At 36.9% G+C, this 21,125-nt stretch carries 10 protein-coding genes; 9 read left to right on the forward strand and 1 reads right to left on the reverse strand.

Annotation, left to right across the window (positions count from 1 at the left end):
* Positions 1 to 22 precede the first annotated feature (22 nt).
* The 4 genes from OCV82_RS10105 (at position 23) to OCV82_RS10120 (ending at position 7,337) form a co-directional block, all read left to right on the forward strand.
* A complete protein-coding gene (locus OCV82_RS10105) occupies positions 23 to 1,831 on the forward strand; it encodes a RagB/SusD family nutrient uptake outer membrane protein (RefSeq protein ID WP_154044260.1) in 1,809 nt (602 codons plus the stop codon).
* A gap of 31 nt (positions 1,832 to 1,862) precedes the next feature.
* Positions 1,863 to 3,371 carry a BACON domain-containing protein gene (locus tag OCV82_RS10110; protein ID WP_154044261.1) on the forward strand — a complete coding sequence of 503 codons (1,509 nt, stop codon included), beginning with the start codon at positions 1,863 to 1,865 and terminating at the stop codon, positions 3,369 to 3,371.
* A gap of 126 nt (positions 3,372 to 3,497) precedes the next feature.
* Positions 3,498 to 4,889 (forward strand): calcineurin-like phosphoesterase C-terminal domain-containing protein, encoded by a 1,392-nt coding sequence (locus tag OCV82_RS10115; protein ID WP_262543476.1) that lies wholly within the window; start codon positions 3,498 to 3,500, stop codon positions 4,887 to 4,889.
* A gap of 387 nt (positions 4,890 to 5,276) precedes the next feature.
* The gene (locus OCV82_RS10120) at positions 5,277 to 7,337 is read left to right on the forward strand and encodes a TonB-dependent receptor plug domain-containing protein (RefSeq protein ID WP_154044263.1); all 2,061 of its coding nucleotides are present in this window, start codon (positions 5,277 to 5,279) and stop codon (positions 7,335 to 7,337) included.
* A 102-nt stretch (positions 7,338 to 7,439) separates the two neighbouring features.
* Here OCV82_RS10120 and OCV82_RS10125 read toward each other — a convergent pair whose 3' ends face one another.
* Positions 7,440 to 8,717 (reverse strand): DUF4995 domain-containing protein, encoded by a 1,278-nt coding sequence (locus OCV82_RS10125; RefSeq protein WP_154044264.1) that lies wholly within the window; start codon positions 8,715 to 8,717, stop codon positions 7,440 to 7,442.
* 619 nt (positions 8,718 to 9,336) lie between these two features.
* Between OCV82_RS10125 and OCV82_RS10130 the strand changes: the two genes are divergently transcribed.
* The 5 genes from OCV82_RS10130 (at position 9,337) to OCV82_RS10150 (ending at position 21,077) form a co-directional block, all read left to right on the forward strand.
* On the forward strand, positions 9,337 to 12,504 hold the full coding sequence (locus tag OCV82_RS10130) for a SusC/RagA family TonB-linked outer membrane protein (RefSeq protein WP_154044265.1): 3,168 nt from the start codon (positions 9,337 to 9,339) through the stop codon (positions 12,502 to 12,504).
* Positions 12,505 to 12,527: 23 nt separating this feature from the next.
* Complete coding sequence (locus OCV82_RS10135) at positions 12,528 to 14,213, forward strand: RagB/SusD family nutrient uptake outer membrane protein (RefSeq protein WP_154044266.1); 1,686 nt, start codon at positions 12,528 to 12,530, stop codon at positions 14,211 to 14,213.
* Positions 14,214 to 14,231: 18 nt separating this feature from the next.
* The gene (locus tag OCV82_RS10140) at positions 14,232 to 14,810 is read left to right on the forward strand and encodes a hypothetical protein (protein WP_154044267.1); all 579 of its coding nucleotides are present in this window, start codon (positions 14,232 to 14,234) and stop codon (positions 14,808 to 14,810) included.
* An 81-nt stretch (positions 14,811 to 14,891) separates the two neighbouring features.
* Positions 14,892 to 16,904 (forward strand): heparin-sulfate lyase HepC, encoded by a 2,013-nt coding sequence (gene hepC, locus OCV82_RS10145; protein ID WP_394802655.1) that lies wholly within the window; start codon positions 14,892 to 14,894, stop codon positions 16,902 to 16,904.
* A 189-nt stretch (positions 16,905 to 17,093) separates the two neighbouring features.
* Positions 17,094 to 21,077: a hybrid sensor histidine kinase/response regulator transcription factor gene (locus tag OCV82_RS10150; protein WP_154044269.1), complete on the forward strand. Its 3,984-nt coding sequence runs from the start codon at positions 17,094 to 17,096 to the stop codon at positions 21,075 to 21,077.
* The last annotated feature ends 48 nt before the right edge of the window (positions 21,078 to 21,125 follow it).

The following is a 21,125-nucleotide window of genomic DNA, read 5'->3' on the forward strand; positions in this document are numbered from 1 at the left end:
CAACTAACAGACAAACATATATATGAAACGATTTATTATAGCGGCTTTGAGCCTTTCGGTGGGATTATCCTCATGTGACAGTATGCTTGACCTAAGCCCGAAAAGTGAAATCTCTCAGGATGATTATTTCAAGACAGAGAGCGATTTACAGCTTTTCAGCAACAGTTTCTACAATAATCTGTTGGACAAGTCGCCTTACGATGACCAGAGTGACATTTATGTGCAGCAGAAATTGTCGGACGAAATTATCGGAGGAAACAAACGTACTGTTCCCGCCTCCGGTGGAGGATGGAGCTGGACGGACTTGCGCAAGATGAATACCCTCCTGGCTAATATAGACAAATGTGAGGACAAGGCAGCCGTAACCAAATATACAGCACTTACCAAATTCTTCAGGGCATACTTCTATTTTGAAAAAGTAAAACGTTTCGGCGATGTGCCTTGGTATGATGTTGAGTTGGGTTCTTCTGACGATGCCCTCTACAAACCGCGTGACTCGCGCGAATTGGTCATGACCAAGATGTTAGAAGACATTGAATTTGCCATTAATAACCTTCCCACCAGAGAAGAAGAGCCGAGCAGCCCTTACCGTGTGAACCGCTGGGCAGCGTTGGCGCTGAAAGCTCAGTTCTGCCTTTACGAGGGAACTTACCGCAAGTATCACAACTTGACTTTGGAAGGTAACGATTATACTTATTATCTTGACCAGGCAGCTAAGGCGGCTTATGAGATTATGCATGATGGTCCTTATAAGTTGTATTCCACCGGACATCCGGAAAGTGACTACATGATGCTCTTTGCCGAGGAAAATGCCAATCCGGACGAATATATCCTTGCCATTAACTTCGACTTCGGTTTGCATATATACCACAATGCAACCGGACATGCGTTGGTTGCCACTCAGGGACAGCCGGGGTTGACACGCAAGATGGTGAATACGTATCTGATGAAAGATGGAACCAGATTTACCGACAAACAGGGTTGGCAGGAAATGAAGTTTGCTGAAGAGGTCAAGGACAGAGACCCTCGTCTGGCACAGAGCATCCGTACTCCCGGATATACTCGTATCGGTACTACTACAGTACTTCCACCGGACTTATCGACCAGCATTACCGGCTATCAGCCTATTAAATTCGTACAAGATCCGACAGCATGTGGCGGAAATGTGGACCGTCCGAGCTATTCTACCTGCGACCTTCCGGTATATCGTTATGCTGAAGTCTTGTTGAACTATGCCGAGGCTAAGGCTGAATTGGGAACATTGAATCAGGAAGACCTGAATATATCCATTAATCTGCTGCGCGACCGTGTAGGCATGAACGATGCCCACTTGGATATGGATGCGGCGAATGCCAATCCTGACCGTTATCTCTCGTCTGAGGAACATGGATATCCTAATGTGACAGGCAGCAACAAAGGCGTGATATTGGAAATACGCCGCGAACGTACCATCGAACTTATGCAGGAAGGTTTCCGTTTCGACGATTTGGTACGCTGGAAAGCCGGAGCGTGCGTTGACCAGGACATCTATGGTATGTATTTCCCAGGCCCCGGAGAATATGATTTGAGCGGTGATGGAAAAGCGGACGTAATACTTTATGCGAATGGTGGCGTCAAACCTGAAGCCGGAGAAGGGGTGTTGGTTTATGAAATAGGTAAGGACATTACGCTTACTGGCGATAACAGCGGATATGTGTATCGCCATAAGGACATAGTACGCAACGGTTTCAACGAGGAGCGTGATTATCTGTATCCGATTCCTATCAACGAGCGTTCTTTAAACAAGAACCTGACACAGAATCCGGGATGGGATGATGGTCTTGATTTCTAAATAATATGTGTAAAATATAATATAGGCTATTATGAAATTTACAAATAAAATATTTATGCCGGCGTTGTGCCTCATGGTTGCTTTACTTTGCGGTTGTAGTAAGGAAGAAGATAATGTGGCGCGTGCGGTTCTCGCAAGTACGAGCTCCTTGACTTTTTCTGCTCAGAATCCGACTGAGAAAATAATAACAGTTTACTCTGATGCGGAATGGTACATGGAGGAAATTCCAGAGTGGGTCACAGTTACACCGGCTACAGGTTCAGGAACCACGGAAGTTACGATATCCGTGTCTGAGAATATGAGAGATGGTTCGATAGACAATCCGAGAGAGGCTACAGTGGTGTTTAGAGGAAGTACTCTGTCCAGCAGGGCAGAAGTGAAGGTCTCACAGGATGGAGACAAATACCGCGACTGTAAGGAATATTCAGTATCTGATGTAGTGTCATTGGAAGATGGAACAGTAGTTATAGTCCCGGGCGCGTATGTCTCTGCGGTGACAACCGGCGGATGTATTGTCACAAGCGCCTCTTTCGACAGTAACATTTATATTGAGACATCCGAGAATGTTGAGGTTGGCGATGAAGTATATATAATGGGAACGAAAGAGTCCGATACATATAAGCTGTCCAATATCATTTGCGATAAAGTTACTGTGTTGTCCAAAGGCCATGAAATAAATCATCCGCAACCTGTTGAAATTACAGACAAGATTGATTCCTACACTTCCGACAAAAGGGAATATGTTACTTTAAGAGGAGTGTTCCTGAATAATGTCATAACAATAGAAGGTGCTGCAAACTCAGTTTCTTTGGTTGATGTTTCTGGGGATTATAGCAATTTGAATGGTCATTATGTGATATTGAAAGGCTATTATTCCGGAACGGCGGCTCCTGTTGTAAGAATTGTCCTTGAGTCAATACAGGATGACGGAGTATATGAGGTTATATACTTCTCTGAAAATTTTGAGTGGTTGAAGCCATGGGCAGAGAATAGCGGTGCCGGACAGACTGTGGAGAATGATGGAACGGGTGAAGCTCCGCAAATATATACGGCGAAGAACGCTGAAGGACAATTGGCTTCAGAAGCATTGTTGGCTCGTGGATATGGATTGGAAGAGATACCGGGACGTGCTATTTATCTGCAGGATTGTTATCTCAAGTTTGGTAAGACAGACTATCAGGCCGGTCTAACTTTGCCTTCAATAGAAAATGTTCCGGAGGGTACGAAACTTACACTTTCATTCGACTGGGCCCCTATGGTCGGAGGAACAAGGAAATTCGACCCTGTTAAGATTATTGTTTCCATTGTAAATGGAGACAAAGTGACGGAATTGGAGCCGATAGGACATTCGTTTGTTGACACAGTTGATAAGCTCGAATGGCTTCATGCCGACATTGTTCTTGAAGGAGTTGAAATAACAAAGGACACCCGTATAAGCATAAAGTCTGACGGCTGGGGTGACAACAAAGAAACGACCGGAAGTTCTGTTTACAAACGCTGGTTTATTGATAATATCAAACTTTTTCAGTTGAATAAGTAAGTTTATGGTTTTTTGAGTTTATTCCTGTTTGGCTATCAAATCAATAACAAACTTATAAACTCAAAAACTAAAGAACTAAATAATATAATAGTATAGTTTATGAAATGTAATATTTATTTTTTAAGTATGTTTCTTTTGGCAAACAGTATAAATGTTTGTTCAAAAGAAATAACAGGCAAGGTGTTTTGCGGTAAAAAAGGATTAAGTGATGTAGTTGTTACGGATGGAGTGAACTTCACTACAACAGATTCTCTTGGTAACTATAGAATTGACACAGACACTTCTTTATCTGATTTTGTATATGTTGTGACACCTTCGGGCTATGTGGCTTCTTATTCTACAGGAACACCATGTTTTTACAAATCTGTTTCGGCAAAGAAACATGATTTTGAACTTTTCGAGTACAGTGTTCCACAAGGCAGATATACAATGTTTGCCGTAGGCGATACACAGCCGGGTAATGATACCGCATATCTCAGGATGGAAAATGAGGCTTTACCTGACCTGAGAAACTATGGAAAGGAATACATGGACAGAAGCATTCCGGTAGCGGCTATTCTGCTTGGCGATTTGGTTTGGGATAATCAGGAAACTTATGGCAGATTCAAAGATGATTTGAAGACTTTAGGCTATCCTGTATATCCTGTCATAGGTAATCATGACCATGAAGAGTTTTTCAGTGACAACAAGAAGAGCGAGCTTGTATATAAAGAATCATTCGGTCCCAACTACTATGCTTTCAATATGGGACGTGATTATTATATAGTTCTTGATAATATTGATTACAGAGGAAACCGTAAATATGATGAAAGGATTACGTCCGAACAGCTCCAATGGGTGAGAAAGTATATTGAATACATACCAAAGGGTTCTCATGTGTTTGTGGCAATGCATGCTCCGGCTTATATCTATTATATTGACAAAAAACTGGAAGGTGCGGAAGAACTGATGGATATTCTTAAGGATTACAATGTGTCAATTCTTACAGGTCATACACATATTCATTCAAACATATTGTTGCGTTCTAATGTAAGGGAACACATGGTTGCATCTATAGGTGGCGCGTGGTGGCTTGGCAATTGTAAATATGCTTATGATGGAACTCCTATGGGCTATCAGGTGTTTGAGTCTTCTCCTCTTGGATTGCAGTGGCATTACAAGACATTGGCTATGCCGAGAAACTATCAGATTAAGGTTTATCCGATAGGTACTTTCCCTAACCACGTAGATGAATTATGCGTTAAGGTATGGAATTGGGATGAAGGTTGGAAAGTGGAATGGAAAGAAGACGGAAAGAATAAAGGAGAAATGAAGTCGTTTTCTTCAGTTGACCCTGATTACACAATGTACTTGAGCAGGAGCCATGCTGACGGTACTTTGAAGTCCAAAGGGACAACTCCGCAGGCAAATGATTATTGTTTCTTCTCCGTAAAACCATCGAAAGGAGCGAAAAACATTGAAGTGACAGTGACAGACAGATTTGGAAATAAATATGTTGAATCTGTTGAAGTGAAATAATTATTGATTAAAGGAGTCAGGAAGCTATTGCTTATCTGAAAATTAAAGGAGGTAAAGTAATGTTCATTGAAACATACTTTATCTCCTTTAATATTGCCTATACCTACTCTATTATTTATTCAGATGTTATTGCTTCTATTGATATTAACATATATGTTGATATCTATTTATGGGCTGTTGATATACAGGTGTATATAGGTTATAATATTATTTGATATACAGCTTATTAACATATTGTTGATAAATGTTGATAAAGTATTATCATGCTGTTGAAAACCGTTGTTGGTCATATTATCGTATCGACTGTGTGAATTTAGCCATCTATTGTTTTCTATCTAAACTTTTGTATCTTTGCCCCGCATTTTTAATCAATTTAATTATTAACCAATGAAAGAAAACATTCAGAAAAGCAGCCGGACTATGCGTTTCAGACGCTATTCCAACCGCTCGTATGCAGTGTTCTCCACATTGAAATCTCCGGTAAGTATCGGGGTGATGACAGTAGCCATGCTGGCATCAGCACCTGTTACGGGTGTATCAGCCCAGACTGCCGAGAACAACAATGCAGGCGAGAAAATGTATGAACTGGAGGAAGTGGAGGTAACCGGCAGCCGTGTGCCGCTCACAGTGAGCCAGGCAGCACGAATCGTGACTGTACTCGACCGCGAGGCTATTGTCGCCGCCCCTGTACAGAGTATTAACGACCTGTTAAAGTATGCCGCCGGCGTTGATGTCCGACAGCGCGGTGACATGGGAGTACAAACGGACATAAGTATTCGTGGGGGAACGTTCGACCAAATTACTATCCTTCTGAACGGAATAAACCTCTGCGACCCACAAACTGGCCATAATGCGACCGATTTTCCTGTTGAATTAAGTGAAATAGAACGTATCGAGGTCTTGGAAGGACCTGCAGGACGTGTGTATGGCACATCATCGCTGGTGGGAGCTATCAATATCGTTACGCGAACTGCAAAGGACAGCGGGGCAGAGGTGTTTGCCGACGGCGGTTCTTACGGCTATTTCAAAGGCGGAGCTATGGTAAGCCATGTGAAGAATGGTTTGAGTAACCAGGTCTCTGGCAGTTACAGCCGTAGTGACGGTTTTAGTCGTAGCAAGGCAGGAAATCTTAATGCCGATTTCAAGTATGCAAGGCTCTTCTATCAGGGACGATATGAGAACGACCAGGTGGATGTACGTTGGCATGCAGGTTTCACAAACAAGGATTATGGCGCGAACACTTTCTACAGCACTCTTTCCGACGAGCAGTTCGAGCACGTAAGAAAGTATTACACTGCTGTTCAGGCGGAAACAAAGGGCGATGTCTATCATTTCAAGCCGTCTGTCTATTGGAACCGTTCGGACGACAGATTTGAATTTTATCGTGGAATGCCGGAAAAATCTCCTTTCAATTATCATCAGACCGATGTCTATGGTGTAAATCTAAACAACTACATCCAGACATTCCTCGGAAAAACGGCATTCGGAGCGGAGTTCAGGAATGAAGGTGTAAGGAGTACATCGCTTGGAGAACCGCTTAATTCTCCGATAAAAGTTCCCGGTGCTGATGCCGATTTTACTCTCGGACTTAACAGGACCAATCTGAGTTTTCATTTGGAACATAATATCGTGTTGAGGCGTTTCACTCTTTCAGCGGGAGTGATAGCCGTAAAGAACACCGGAAATGAAATGAAGTTCCGTTTCTATCCGGGTGTTGATGCCAGCTATCAGTTCGCGCGCGACTGGAAGGTTTATGCCTCTTACAATACCTCATTGCGTATGCCTACTTTTACAGAGCTGTATTATTCCGTTGGAGGTCATAAAGCCGACAAGTATCTGAAACCTGAGGAAATGCAGGCAGTGGAAGTGGGAGTGAAGTATCTTCGTCCGGGAATACGTGGTACTCTGAGTCTGTACCGCTATCACGGAACGGACATGATAGACTGGATAAAGGATATATCGCAGGGCGATGACGCTCCATGGCAGTCGGTTAATCATGCCGTAATCAATACAATGGGTGCTGAGGCTTCTGTTCTTGTTGATATACGCGAATTGATGCAGCGTGATGCTTTTGTGCGTTCGGTCAATGTGTCTTACAGCTATATTAACCAGGATAAGGAAACTACACCAAATCTACAGTCGAAATATGCATTGGAGTATCTCAGACATAAGTTCGTGGCACAGGCGAACTTCAGAATATGGAAACTGCTTGAGATGAACGTGTCATACCGCTGGCAGGACCGTATGGGTAATTACCAGAAAGGTAATTCGATGGTGCCATACGAGCCGTATTCGCTTGTAGATGCACGACTCTCATGGAATGCGCCTCAGTATAAGATATATGTAGAAGGAAACAACCTTCTGAACAAGACATACTATGACCATGGCAATATTCCTCAACCCGGAATATGGGTAAGGGCAGGAGCAAGCTATAGGTTTAAGTTATAAATAATAAGCAGTCCGAGTTTATTCGGACTGCATTTATATTACCTATTGATTTTTAATTGTACCTCAATAATTAGGTTTTAATGTCTTCCTATATTTTTTTATTTATAAATCTGAATATTGTATATTCTTTACCTTCATATATTTTTGTAGCCCTTCCAAAAAATAATAGTCTGCATAATTTAGTGGAGCATCAATTTCAAAACCATTAGGTATAGAACCGGTAGAATGCATTAAAATGAAGTTTTGATTTTCTTCAACTTTTGCCAGATATTTATCACTGGATAGTGATTTTAGTATTTTCTCTGCATATTCGAAATATTTGTTATTGTTGCTTAATATACTTAGGTCTATAAATGCAGAAGCTGTTACAGCAGCAGCTGATGCATCACGTGGTGTGTCTTTGTCGTTTATTGCATCGTAATCCCATAAAGGAATAATATCATTTGTTTTAACTCTTTTCATTATCATATCTGCTACGTTTACGGCTTGATTCAGGAACGTAGAATCTTTTGTCTCTCTATAACATACAGTATAACCATAAACAGCCCATGCTTGTCCTCTTGCCCATGCTGATTCGTCATGTTTCCCCTGATGGGTTCTTTTATATTCAATGCTGCCATCGTTATTATAGCTTACAATGTGATAACATGTATAGTCATTTCTGAAGTGGTTTTTTAGAGTTGTCATGGCATGTTTGTATGCTACATTTTTATAATTTACATTAGATGTAATATTATAGGCATTGAACAACAATTCCAGATTCATCATGTTATCTATGATTACAGGGTAGTTCCATTCTCCGAAATCCCATGAGCGGATACATCCTATAGTATCGTTAAAACGAGTGCATAAATTATTCGCTGATTCTATTATTATATTTTTTATTGTATCCTCATGTGTAATTCTATATCCATTACCATAGCTGCAATTTATAATAAAACCTATATCATGTGTATTTTTTATATAACGTACTGTATCAAGACCATTCGTGTAGTGTATTGCAAGATCTTTTAAACTTTTTTTGTCTGTTAGTTCATAGGCATACCATAATGAGCCTGGGAAAAAACCGCTGGTCCAATCCGTTGGGGGGCATAACAGTATCTTTCCGTACTGTTCAGGGGTGGAAGTAGATTCCAAAGAATCTATAAACACGGAGACATCACGTTCCAACTGTTTACTTATAAACATGGTATCGCAATGTTGATGGATACTACGAGGATACATTCCACAGTCTTTTAGTCTGTTTCCCATTATCTGTAGTTGGGTTGATGAAACATCAAGTGCATTTTTTATCCATGCGTACTCATTTGGTTTGTTTGTCTGACAAGCTAAAATACTCGTTAAACAAATTGTTGAAAAAAATAATTTGTATTTATTCATATTTATTTGTGTTATTGTTACAATACAAAATTACACTTTTGATATTAGTATGTATATATGATATTCTTTTTAAAAATATTGATTATTTCTTTTGTATGTATCTTTTGTCCTTTATTATGTTGATTACGTTTTATGCTAATATAAATATAATATCGTGACTTAAAATTATTGTAAATACTTAGATCCTATTCAAATTTTATAGTTTATGAATGGGGTATTTTGTATTCATTGAAAAGGCATTTATTAGTCAACTTGTATCTTATATTTTTAATATTAATCATGGTAAAAATGTCTTGTTGTACGAATTCTACATTGTATTGGAAAAAATCAACATATTAATACTCATAATTGAAAAGTAAACAAACGTAGTTATAACAATGCTTCTGTTATTCTATATATTTTTGTAAACAGGAAATTAAAAAAATGGAGGTATGTGAATTAAGTAGGATATTATGGTAGTTTTATTGCCTGATAATATAAAGGATTGTTTACCCTGGTTTCAAGGGAAGATTAGTGCACTTGCAATCCTATTTATTAATATGTTAACTAAAAATCCGAATGGTAAATTGAATATGCACTAATTTGATTTATCATCGGGTAAATTACTGTTTTTATAACTATGAATGAACAACAAAAAAAATGCATGAAACGGATGATGTTTCCGCTCTTGATTAGTGCTTGTTGTGTGTCGGGATATGCCGACAATCCTGCACTTGTTTTGTCTGCAGAAACTTATTCTACAAATGAAATTTTGCAAAGTAAGAAAATTACTGGTATTGTTAAAGACAATTTTGGTCCTATCACTGGTGCAAATGTTACAGTAAAAGGGACTACTGTAGGTACTATTACAGATATGGATGGAAAATTTAGTCTTGAAGTCCCTGATAATGGTTTTTTAGTAGTATCTTTCATTGGATATGGAACGCAGGAGGTCGCGTTAGAAGGCAAAAATGAATTTATTATTACATTGTCGGAAGATAATGAGGTATTGGACGAGGTTGTTGTAGTAGGTTATGGCGTACAAAAGAAAGTTAATCTTTCTGGTTCTGTTTCTTCCATTGACGGAGAAAATATAGCATCTAAGCCCGCTACGGATGCTCTTTCTGCTTTACAAGGTGAGATGCCGGGTGTTACTATTACACGTGCAAGTGGTCAACCCGGTTCTGAAGGTGCATCTATTCAAGTCCGAGGCTTTTCTTCTGTAAATGATGCAAAGGCACTGGTATTGATTGATGGAGTGGAGGGAAATATGGCTTTGTTGAATGCTGATGATATAGAATCTATATCAGTATTGAAGGATGCCGCTTCTTGTGCTATTTATGGCGCCAGAGCTGCTGCAGGTGTAGTTCTTATTACTACAAAAAATGGAGCTGCAGGTAAACCAAAGGTTACTTATAATGGATATGCGTCATTTAATATTCCTGGTAACATGCCGGAACGTTTGCCAGCGTGGGAAGAACAGGATTTTATTAATCAATCACGTATTCCTGTTAGTGGTCCAGAATGGAATGCGGAAAAAAGTTCGTGGATAGGTAATCCAAACTTTAATTACCGTCCTTTGGCTAATGGACGTTGGGATTTGTTTGATAGTGTGGATTGGTTGGGTGAAGGTACTAAAAATTTCACAATGCAACATAACCATTCTGTATCTGTAAGTGGCGGTACTGACAATATTAATTATATGTTGTCTGCAGGATATTATTATAAGAATGGTTTATTGGCATACGGTCCAGATGATTATAAACGTTATAATCTTTTGGCTAAGATGGATGCCAAACTAAATAAGTACGTAGATTTAGGTATTAATGTACAATATAATGGAGATGATCAAAGGGAAAATTCATACGGTCCTGAAAATATTTTTACTTTATTGTATGAAAACCGTGGACGTCAGCCTATCTACCAACCGGAAGCAGAAAACTATCCAAGTCCTTGGAATGGTGATTTGCAAGATAATGCTATAGATATAATGAAAAATGCCGGTGTTCAAACAACAAAATATGAATCGTTTATGGGTAAAGCTCAATTAACCATAAAAGATTTCATAAAGGATCTGCGTATTAACCTTAGTGCTTCACGACGTGCCGGTTATTATTCACAAGAACGAAATTCACGTACGCTTTATTACTATAGTTATGTTGGTGATATACGTAGAACTACAAATCCGGCAAATTCTTTATATAAAGCAAAGAACCAAGAGTATCATGATGTGCTTGAAGCAACCGTTAATTATACTTTTGATTTGAATGATCGTAAGCATAATTTTAGTATTCTGGCTGGAACTTCTTATGAAAATTATAGGGTTGATCAAATATCAGGTACGGCTTTGAATATGTTGTCTAATGATTTCTTCTCATTCAATTATTATGATACATCAGTATCAACCAATAGTATATTGCAAGATAATATTGAGACATGGGCAATGATGTCTTATTTTGGACGACTTAATTATAATTACAAAGAAAAATATTTATTTGAAGCTAATGTACGTTATGATGGAAGCTCACGTTTGGCTCCTTCAAGACGATGGAAGGCATTCCCTTCTGTTTCTGCTGCATGGCGTGTAAATGAAGAACAATGGTTCAATGCTGACTGGGTTAGTAACTTAAAGTTAAGAGCTTCCTGGGGACAACTTGGTAATGGTGCTGTATTGGGATTATATGACTATATACCTTTGATTGTCTATTCAAATGATGATGATCCGGCTACGTATATGGGAGAAAAATGGTTTTATCAACAAAGTATGGCTTCTGTAGATAAGACTTGGGAAACAATAGAAACAACTAATATTGGTCTTGATTTTGGACTTTTTAATAATCGACTTACAGGTAGTTTTGAATATTATTGGAAATTCAATAATGATATGTTAGCTGCTTTACAGTTACCTAGCCAAATTGGTATATCTGTACCGAATTTGAATGTAGGAAAATTGAAAACATGGGGATGGGACTTAAATATTAGTTGGAGAGACCAAATTAAAGATTTTAATTACCAAGTTGGTTTTAATATTTCTGATAGTAAGAATAGATTATTGAAATATGATGGTGCAAGTGTAGTTAGTGAAGGAGTTGTTAAATTATTGGAAGGTTATCCTATTAATACAATCTGGGGATATAAGACAGATGGTTTTTGGTCAAGTCGTGAGGAATATCTACAATATAAGGCTGATCATCCAGGATATGAGTCTTTTAATGATGGTATTATCAATGGTGGAGATGTTAAATATGTTGCACAGGGAGAGGCTGATCATACTATTGGAGTAGGTGGAGGTAAACCTGATGATTCAGGTGATTTGGTTCAGTTGGGTAACACAACTCCACGTTATATATATGGTATTAATTTGTCTGCTCAATGGAAAGGTTTTGATTTCTCACTCATGTTCCAAGGGGTAGGTAAACGTGATCTTCTTTTGAATTCTCGTATGTTCCCATTGGCAAATGATGGAGAGATGCCTTGGACTATACATAGGGATTATTGGACAACTGAAAATCAGGATGCTTATTGGCCTCGTTTGTATCAGTATAAAGGAGATGATTTTAATTCTAAACCAGCAGACCGTTGGATTCAAGATGCTTCTTACTTAAGATTGAAAAATGTAACTTTAGGATATACAATACCTGTATCAAAGAAATATATACAAAAATTAAGAGTATATGTCACCGGTCAAGATTTGTTTGAAATATCGGATATGCTCGAAGTTCTGGATCCAGAAGTAGAGAATGAGGCCCCGAGAGGTTCATATCCTTTCTTCCGTAGCTGGACTTTAGGACTAAATGTTACATTCTAACTAATTCCTCTAAAAAAAATAAAATGAAAAAGATATTTTTATTACTTACCACTGCTATTTTTTGTTTCAGTAATTGTTCTTTGGATAGAGAGACTGAGACAACATTGAGTGACATAAATTTTTGGCGTTCTGAAACAGACCTTCGTGGTGCTTGTAATCGCCTTTATATTGATTTACCAGGCTTTCTAACAGGAAGAGGACATGACTTACGTTCGGATGAAATGATAGGAACAACTCCGGATGAAATTTCTTCAGGTAGTCGTAATATTCCTGAAAAGTCAACGGACTGGAGTGATCCTTATAATAAAATAGGAGTATGTAACAATATTATTATAAAAGGAGAACAGACACCTATAGATGAAGATATTCGAAATCGTTGGTTGGCAGAAGCTCGTTTTTTCCGTGCTTATTATTATTTTGATTTGGTGAAGAAATATGGAGATGTCCCTTTGATTTTGAAAATATTTGAAAGTACAACAGATCCTGATATCTTTAAAGGAAGAGACTCTCGTGAGACTGTAATACAGCAATGTTATACAGACTTGAACTTTGCAGCTAAATGGTTACCGGATATTGACGACTTGTCTAGCGATAGTGACTGGGGGCGTGTCTCACGTTCTGCTGCATTAGGAATGCTTGTCCGTGTTGGCCTTTATGAAGGTACATATATCAAATATCATAATCTGACTGAAGGTAATAGTAAAGATCATTTGAAGATTGCTATTGATGCTGCAGAAATAATGTTTAACGAGAATAAGCATGATCTTTATCCAAACTTCCAGAATTTGTTTTATTTCGATGGTGAAGGTCGTCAGAATAAGGAGAATGTGTTTGTGAAAGTGTATGGTCCGAATGGGGCAAGTAATGCAATTACTTATCATAATCAAAGTGCTACTAAAGCACAACAAGTATCTATTACAAGACAATTCATTGATTATTTTCTATATAGTGATGGATTGCCTAAAGATAAGCATCCTGGTGGAGATCAACCAGATGTTAATTACAATGATATTTTTACAGACCGTGACCCACGCTTAGGTATGACAGTTTTCAGACTTAATGAAGTAGCTTTTAAAGGAGCGCAATTCAGACCTTTTGATAGTGTTAACAATGGTGCAAGTTTTGGATATCCTATAAAAAAAGGATATATGAAAGAAGAGTACGACACAAATTCAAGGGAGACTGTAGATAAGATGATAATCAGGTATGCTGAGATTTTATTGTCGTATGCAGAGGCTCTTTTTGAATATAATGGCGCAATTACTGATGATCAGCTTGAAGCAACTGTTAATTATGTCAGAAGTCGTTCAGGTTTTAATACCAAACTAACCAATTCATTTGTGCAAACGTACGGATTGGATATGCTTGAGGAAATCAGAAGAGAACGCATGGTTGAATTTATTGATGAAGGATTACATTATGATGATATCATAAGATGGAAAACGGCAGAAGATGTATTACCAAAAGCTATGTTAGGCCTATTCTTTAATCCAAGTGAGAGTGCTAGTACAGCAGAAGAATTAAGTGGACATCTAACAGATGAAAACGGAACACTTAATGGAGAGAAAGTATATAATCAAGTAAATATTTATGTAAAAGAAAGTGCTTCAAGTCGTAGGTTTGATCCGAATAAAGATTATCTCTACCCGATTCCTACATACGAAATTTCTACGACAAATGGCAATATAAAACAAAACCCTAATTGGTAAATATAAAAACAGAAAATTATGAAAAGATTAATGCGTATTAACTTTATAATCTATTCTCTTATTCTTTGCTTTTTGAGTGTAAGTTGTAGCAAAGATCACCCGGAATGGGAAAACGGGCAACCTGGAATGGAGCATGTTTATTACTATTGTTTTGAAAAATGGGGTAGTATTCCAGGAGGAAATGATGTGACTTATAATATAGAACAAGGTAAAACTCTTGCTGTACCTACTCAGTTCTATAGTAATTTTACTCGTTCATATAGTCCTGAGGTATTTTATTATACTACACCTATGCCTGGCACTGGTGATGAATTGGTTTGTGGACAAGATTATGTGGTTGTTGATGAAAGCGGTAAAACATTGTCACCAGATGAATCTGGCGCATATAAAATGGTATGGCCCAATGCGAAGAAAGGTGTACAGAATATATACGTTAAGGCATTGAATGGTAAAACTGGTTCAATAAGAGTTTATACTTTTGATCCTACAAAGAGTATGGATGTAACTGATGTTACCACAACTACAATCATAAAGACTGATGAATACGAAGTACGTGCTATGTCCGAAAATTACTATGTTACCGTGGTAATTGATTAAAGTAGGAATTTTTAATATAAATAATTGAAGGGGATGTACGCTTTTTGATAATTATGCGCATCCCCTTTTTGTTTAAAGAACATGAAAATGAAACAAATTATAATAATTTCTATTTTGACACTTTCCTTTATTTTTAGTGAAAGCGTTTATGCTGACCCACAATTAAACAAGGAAGTGTTTCACTTGATAGACTTGGACCATCCAGGTCTTGTACATGTTAAAAATGCGTGTATGTCTGGGGATACTGTAAAAGCAGCCAAGGCATTACTAGATTATTACCGTAACCGCACAAATGTGAAACAACCGGAAATAAACCTTGATGATGTAACTGTATCTGATAAGGAACGTCAAATTGCAGACGAAGCACTTGCACATATTTTATATGCCCATGAAGGTTATCAGCCTTCGTTCTATTACGGAAAGGATATCGATTGGACATACTGGCCCATAAAAGATAACGAATTGCGCTGGCAACTTCATCGCCAAAAATGGTTTATACCTATGGGAAAGGTTTATTATACCACTCACGATGAAAAATATGCCAAAGAATGGGTTTTTCAGTATATGGATTGGATTAAAAAGAATCCTTTGGTTTCTGTAACTAAAGATGAGTTTGAACTTGCCAGTACTGGAGAAATTAGAGCTGGAGTGGAAAATGCTCGTTTTGCATGGCGTCCTCTCGAGGTAGGAACACGTTTGGAAGACCAGATACAACAGTTTATGCTTTTTAAAAATTCTATATATTTTACACCAGAGTTTTTGACCGAGTTTTTAGTAAATTATCGTAAACATGCAAACCATATATTGCATAATTATTCAGATGCGGGGAATCATCTTCTTTTTGAAGCACAACAGATTCTTTATGCAGCCATATTTTTCCCTGAATACAAAGATGCTGATACTTGGAGAAAAAGTGGTGTAGATATACTAGTACGTGAGGCAAAAAAACAGGTTTATGATGATGGTGGGCAATTTGAACTCGATCCGCTTTACCACATGGCATCAATAGAAATATTTTGTAAGGCCCTGATGATGGCGGATATGAATGGTTTAAGGAATGAATTTCCTAAGGAGTTCTTGGATACAATAGAAAAAATGATTGTATTTTATTACAATATTTGTTATCCTGACTATACTAACCCATGTTTCAGTGATGCCAAGAGAAGGGGAAAAGAACCCAAAATCAAAAATTATAGGATATGGACTAAACTCTTCCCCAATAATGAACAAATCCGTTATTTTGCAACAGAGGGGAAAGAGGGTAAACTTCCTGAGAATTTGTCGAAAGGTTTTGAAACCAGTGGATTTTTTACTTTCCGTAACGGATGGGGTAGTGATGCTACTGTTATGGTGTTAAAAGCTGGTCCAAAAGGTGAATGGCATAATCAGCCGGATAACGGTACATTTGAATTATGGTTTAATGGTACTAATCTTTTCCCAGATTCCGGATTTTATGTTTATGCAGGCGATGACAACATAATGAAATTGCGTAACTGGTTCCGACAGACAATGGTACACAAAACTTTGACATTGGATAATAAGAATCTGGAAACACAATCTTCGGTGACACGTTTGTGGAAACCTGAAGATAAAACTCCTGTTTTGGTTACTGAAAACCAAAGTTATAAAGACTTGAAGCATCGTCGTTCTGTTTTCTTCGTTAACAGGAAATACTTTGTTATAGTAGATGAGGCAGTGGGAGATGCAAAGGGACAAGTAGGATTACATTATCAATTGAATGCCGGAAAGATTGATATAAATAAAAATAATTTAATACTTTCTTCGAATTATGGTGTGGATAGTGATGTAAAAATGCAATGTTTTGCTCCAGAAGGGACTGTTCTCGAGGAAGAAGAAGGATGGCAGGCTACCCTTTATCTGGTACGGGAGAAACGTACGGCTGTTTCGTTTAACATAAAGAAACAAGATAATTCTCCTATAAGATATATCACGGTTATTTATCCTACGAAAGACATTAAGGCAGCTCCGAAAATAAATGCACGATTTGTGACATCGCAGTTTAATGATAAAAAACTTGAAGTTGAGGTTTCATTGAATGGAGAAAAAGTAAATCTTGGATATAAACTGAAATAAAAAATTATTGTTTGGCGGATACTGGATGTTTTATCATTCAGTATCTGTTTTTTTAGTCGTTTAATAAAGTAATATAATTCCAATAATTTGTTATGACAAAATAGAAAGATAATATTATATATTTTCAGTTTCATAGTTCCAAATTTTGTATATTTGCAATATTAAATAAATGCGAGTCCAGGCTAATTTATGATAAAACAATACATATTCATATTTCTGTTATTGTTCATTTCTATAGGAAGTAAATGTGAACCATTAAATCTAAAAAGATTATCAGTTAGTGAGAATCTGTCACAGAATACCGTATGGAGTATAATACAAGATGTAAATAATAAAATTTGGATAGGAACGAGCGATGGTCTGAATAAATATGACGGTTATTCTGTTAATACATATTATCATGATATACAGGATGAAACTTCTATAATGGATAGTCATGTCTGTAGTTTGTATTCTGATAGTGAGGGTACTGTTTGGGTAGGAACATTGTTAGGCTTGTCTAAATATGATTATTTGACTAATACGTTTTGTAATTTTAATTTATCTGGAAAAACACTGCAAGTACTTGCAATGGCAGAGATGCCTGAGAAGCGAGATACTTTGTTGCTTGGTACTAATCTGGGACTTGTGTTTTTTTCAAAAAAAACAGGAAACTTTTTGTCTTCTATTCTTTTGGAGAATATTGTTGTAAATTCAGTTTGTGTTTCTGGTGATGGAGCTCTTGTCGGAACTTCTCATGGACTTTATTATTATTCCGGTATTGACAATAAGTGTAAAAAGATAGTTCCTGATTTTTCAAATACTCCGATAGGTCCCATTATTTTTGATAATGAAAGGGGAGGATATTGGGTTGGATGTCAGAATGAAAGAATATTACGTATAAACGATAGATTTGAGATAATTAAGCAATATAAGATAAATAAGTCTTTTTTGTCTGTTAATTCAATTCGTGTGTTGCAACTATATAAGGATGGAAGCATATTGATTGGGACTACAGAAGGGTTGTTTATTTTAAATCCGGATTTTGGGGAAATTTATAATTCTCTTGCTGATATGTCTGTCCGTTCTTTAATGGTTGATAATCAGGACGGGTTATGGATTGGTACACATTATAATGGTGTCAGATATTACCATCCATTGTCATATGATTTTAATGTACTTGGCTTTTCTCCAATAAATTCTTTAAACGATAGAATTGTAAGTTGTATTGTAGAGAGTCCGGATAAGAAAGGTTTATGGATTGGAACTAATGGAGGTGGCGTAAATTATTTTGATAAGAAAAATGGTACATTCGAATATTATCAGGCGGGAAATGGTCAAAATCATCTGAAATCAAACAATATAAAGTCTATTTTGCCTGATAAAGACAGAGGTATATATGTAGGAACCCATTCAGGAGGATTAAGTTATATAGACACCCGTTCCGGCATAATTACAAATTATGATATACCAGATACAGAAGCAGAGGAGAATAGTTGTTATGCACTACTTGAGAACGGAGACGATATATATGTAGGTTCTATGATCGGTTTGCTTGAGTTCGATAAACGGACAAGGACATTCAGAAAGTCATCACTTGCATATCGTAACAGAAATTTGAGTGGATACTTGATTCCGAGTTTGTTTAAAGATTCTAACAACAGGGTTTGGATAGGTTCTGAGAATGGTCTATTTATATATGAGAATAATAGAGTAATGCAACTTGATGATAGCGTAAGTACTGACTATTCTTCTCATATAATAGTGAATTGTTTTTACGAGGATAATGACAATAACGTATGGGTGGGATCATCTAATGGTTTATATAAGTATAACAGTAATCTGGTTTTACAAGGATATTATACAACAAAAGACGGATTGCCTAATAATTTTATATATGGAATATTGGGGGATAACCTGAAACATTTATGGTTGAGTACAAATAAAGGACTTGCTCATTTTGATGTCTCGAGTAAACGTTCCTACAATTATACTGAAATGGATGGGTTGAGTCATAATGAGTTCAATATGTATGGCTATTGCAAAGGAAGTGATGGTACGTTTTATTTTGGAACTCTTGATGGCATAACATATTTTCGTCCTTCGGATTTTATTGAAAATCCATATTCTCCTGATCCTGAAATTATAGATTTGTCATTAAAAAACCGTTCCGTGATTTACGGTGAAGATTCTTCTGTCAATATCCAGAAGAATGAAACAGGAAAACTTCTGGAAATAAGTTTCCCTTATGATCAGAAAGAATTAAAGATATCCTATACAGTTTCAAATTATCTTAGTAATAGACGTAATATTTTTGCCTATCGGTTAAAGGGATATGAACGAGAATGGAATTATTCTGATAAAAGAGAAGTTACATATTTCAATCTTCAACCAGGGACATACGTCTTTCAGTTAAAATCGTGTAATAATAATGGTAAATGGAACGAATCACCTGTGAACCTTAAAATAGATGTTATTCCGATGTGGTACCAAACATGGTATGTTAAATTACTGTTTATCATGCTATGTCTTTCGTTGATTGCTTGGATTATGTATTTCTTCATAATGAAACAAAAAATGAAGATGCAATTAAAGATTGAATTGATGGAACACAAGAAAATGCAGGAGATAGCTACCGAAAAAATACGTTTTTATATGAATATGTCGCATGAACTTCGTACTCCTTTGACATTGATATTGGGCCCATTGGAGAATATGATTGGACAGGCTATGTTATTGGATAAAAAAATGCTTTGTGATCTAAAATATGTATATAATAATGCTTTACGGCTTCTGAATATTATAAATCAGTTGCTTGATTTTCGAAAGGTAGAGTCTGGAGCAATGCCTCTGCACATAGAGATGGGTAATGTTGTTGATTTATGTAAGCAGACATTTATGCTGTTTAATAAACAGGCGGAGAAAAATAGAATGGATTATTTGTTTGATTCGTCAATATCTTCTTTGGAAATACCTGTAGATAAGAAATATATAGAGACGATATTATTGAATCTTTTATCAAATTCATTTAAATTCACGCCTGATGGAGGGCAAATAAGTCTTACTCTGTGGGAGAAAGAGGATGTATGGGGATTTGATGTATATGACAATGGTAAAGGTATATCCTCTTCTAAGATAGATAAAATATTTGAAAGATTTTATCAGGCCAATGAATATGACAAGGGAACAGGAATAGGACTTTCTTTGGTTAAATGTTTGGTAGAGAAACATAACGGGACAATATCGGTGAAAAGTAAGGAGAATGAGTTTACAGTTTTCAGTGTCTCATTACCTAAAACTTTAGAAGTATGTTCCGGTGATGAAAAAAGTAATTCTGAAGGGAATAATACTTTATTGTATCCTACAGAAATATATCAGGAGTATTTGTTGGAAGATACAATTGATGATGGTATTAATAAACATTCCTGTAACAAGACCAGTGATATAAATATATTGTTGGTTGAGGATAATAAGGAAATGATGGATTACCTTGAAAGATTATTATGTGAACAATATAATATTTATAAAGCTTCTGATGGTAAGCAGGCTTTGGATGTAGTTAAAGAAAATAAAATTGATATTATATTGTCGGATGTAATGATGCCTAATGTTGATGGTATTCAGCTATGTAAGCAGATAAAAAGAAATATTCAAACATCTCATATACCTGTTGTTTTGTTATCTGCCAAGAGTTCTGTCGAGAGCCAAGAGGAAGGGATAAATGTCGGTGCTGATGATTATATAGGAAAACCGTTTAGTGTTTCTTTATTGAAAGGTAAGATTAATAATATTCTGATAACGAGAGAACATTTCAGACAATACTATGCCAATAATATAAATCTTGATGTGGCTAAAATGACATCGAATACGATGGATAACGAATTCTTGTCTAAAGCTATTTCAATAATAGAGACAAACATATCTGATGAATCGTTCTCTGCTGAGAAACTGGCAGAAGAACTTTGTATCAGTCGTTCGGCATTATATCTTAAGATGAATGCCATAGCAGGTGAAGCACCTGCAAATTTCATAAGAAGAATAAGATTTAATAAAGCTTGTCAGTTGATATTGGAGAATAAATATACGATTGCTGAAATAAGTGTCAAACTTGGATTTAGTTCTCCATCCTATTTTAGTAATAGTTTTAAACGATATGTAGGTGTATTGCCTAGTGAATACGGTCGAAAGAAGTAATTTATAAAACGAGCCGCATCCGTTTTCCCAACGAATGCGGCTCTCGCT

Source organism: Bacteroides cellulolyticus (genome assembly GCF_025567135.1).
GTDB classification, from domain to species: domain Bacteria; phylum Bacteroidota; class Bacteroidia; order Bacteroidales; family Bacteroidaceae; genus Phocaeicola; species Phocaeicola cellulolyticus.

Bases quoted from the DNA above. Each gene is read 5' to 3' on its own strand.
- OCV82_RS10125 (WP_154044264.1), bottom strand. From the start codon at position 8,717: ATGAATAAATACAAATTATTTTTTTCAACAATTTGTTTAACGAGTATT.
- OCV82_RS10105 (WP_154044260.1), top strand. From the start codon at position 23: ATGAAACGATTTATTATAGCGGCTTTGAGCCTTTCGGTGGGATTATCC.
- OCV82_RS10140 (WP_154044267.1), top strand. From the start codon at position 14,232: ATGAAAAGATTAATGCGTATTAACTTTATAATCTATTCTCTTATTCTT.
- OCV82_RS10120 (WP_154044263.1), top strand. From the start codon at position 5,277: ATGAAAGAAAACATTCAGAAAAGCAGCCGGACTATGCGTTTCAGACGC.
- OCV82_RS10115 (WP_262543476.1), top strand. From the start codon at position 3,498: ATGTTTCTTTTGGCAAACAGTATAAATGTTTGTTCAAAAGAAATAACA.
- OCV82_RS10130 (WP_154044265.1), top strand. From the start codon at position 9,337: ATGAATGAACAACAAAAAAAATGCATGAAACGGATGATGTTTCCGCTC.
- OCV82_RS10150 (WP_154044269.1), top strand. From the start codon at position 17,094: ATGATAAAACAATACATATTCATATTTCTGTTATTGTTCATTTCTATA.
- OCV82_RS10135 (WP_154044266.1), top strand. From the start codon at position 12,528: ATGAAAAAGATATTTTTATTACTTACCACTGCTATTTTTTGTTTCAGT.
- OCV82_RS10110 (WP_154044261.1), top strand. From the start codon at position 1,863: ATGAAATTTACAAATAAAATATTTATGCCGGCGTTGTGCCTCATGGTT.
- hepC (WP_394802655.1), top strand. From the start codon at position 14,892: ATGAAAATGAAACAAATTATAATAATTTCTATTTTGACACTTTCCTTT.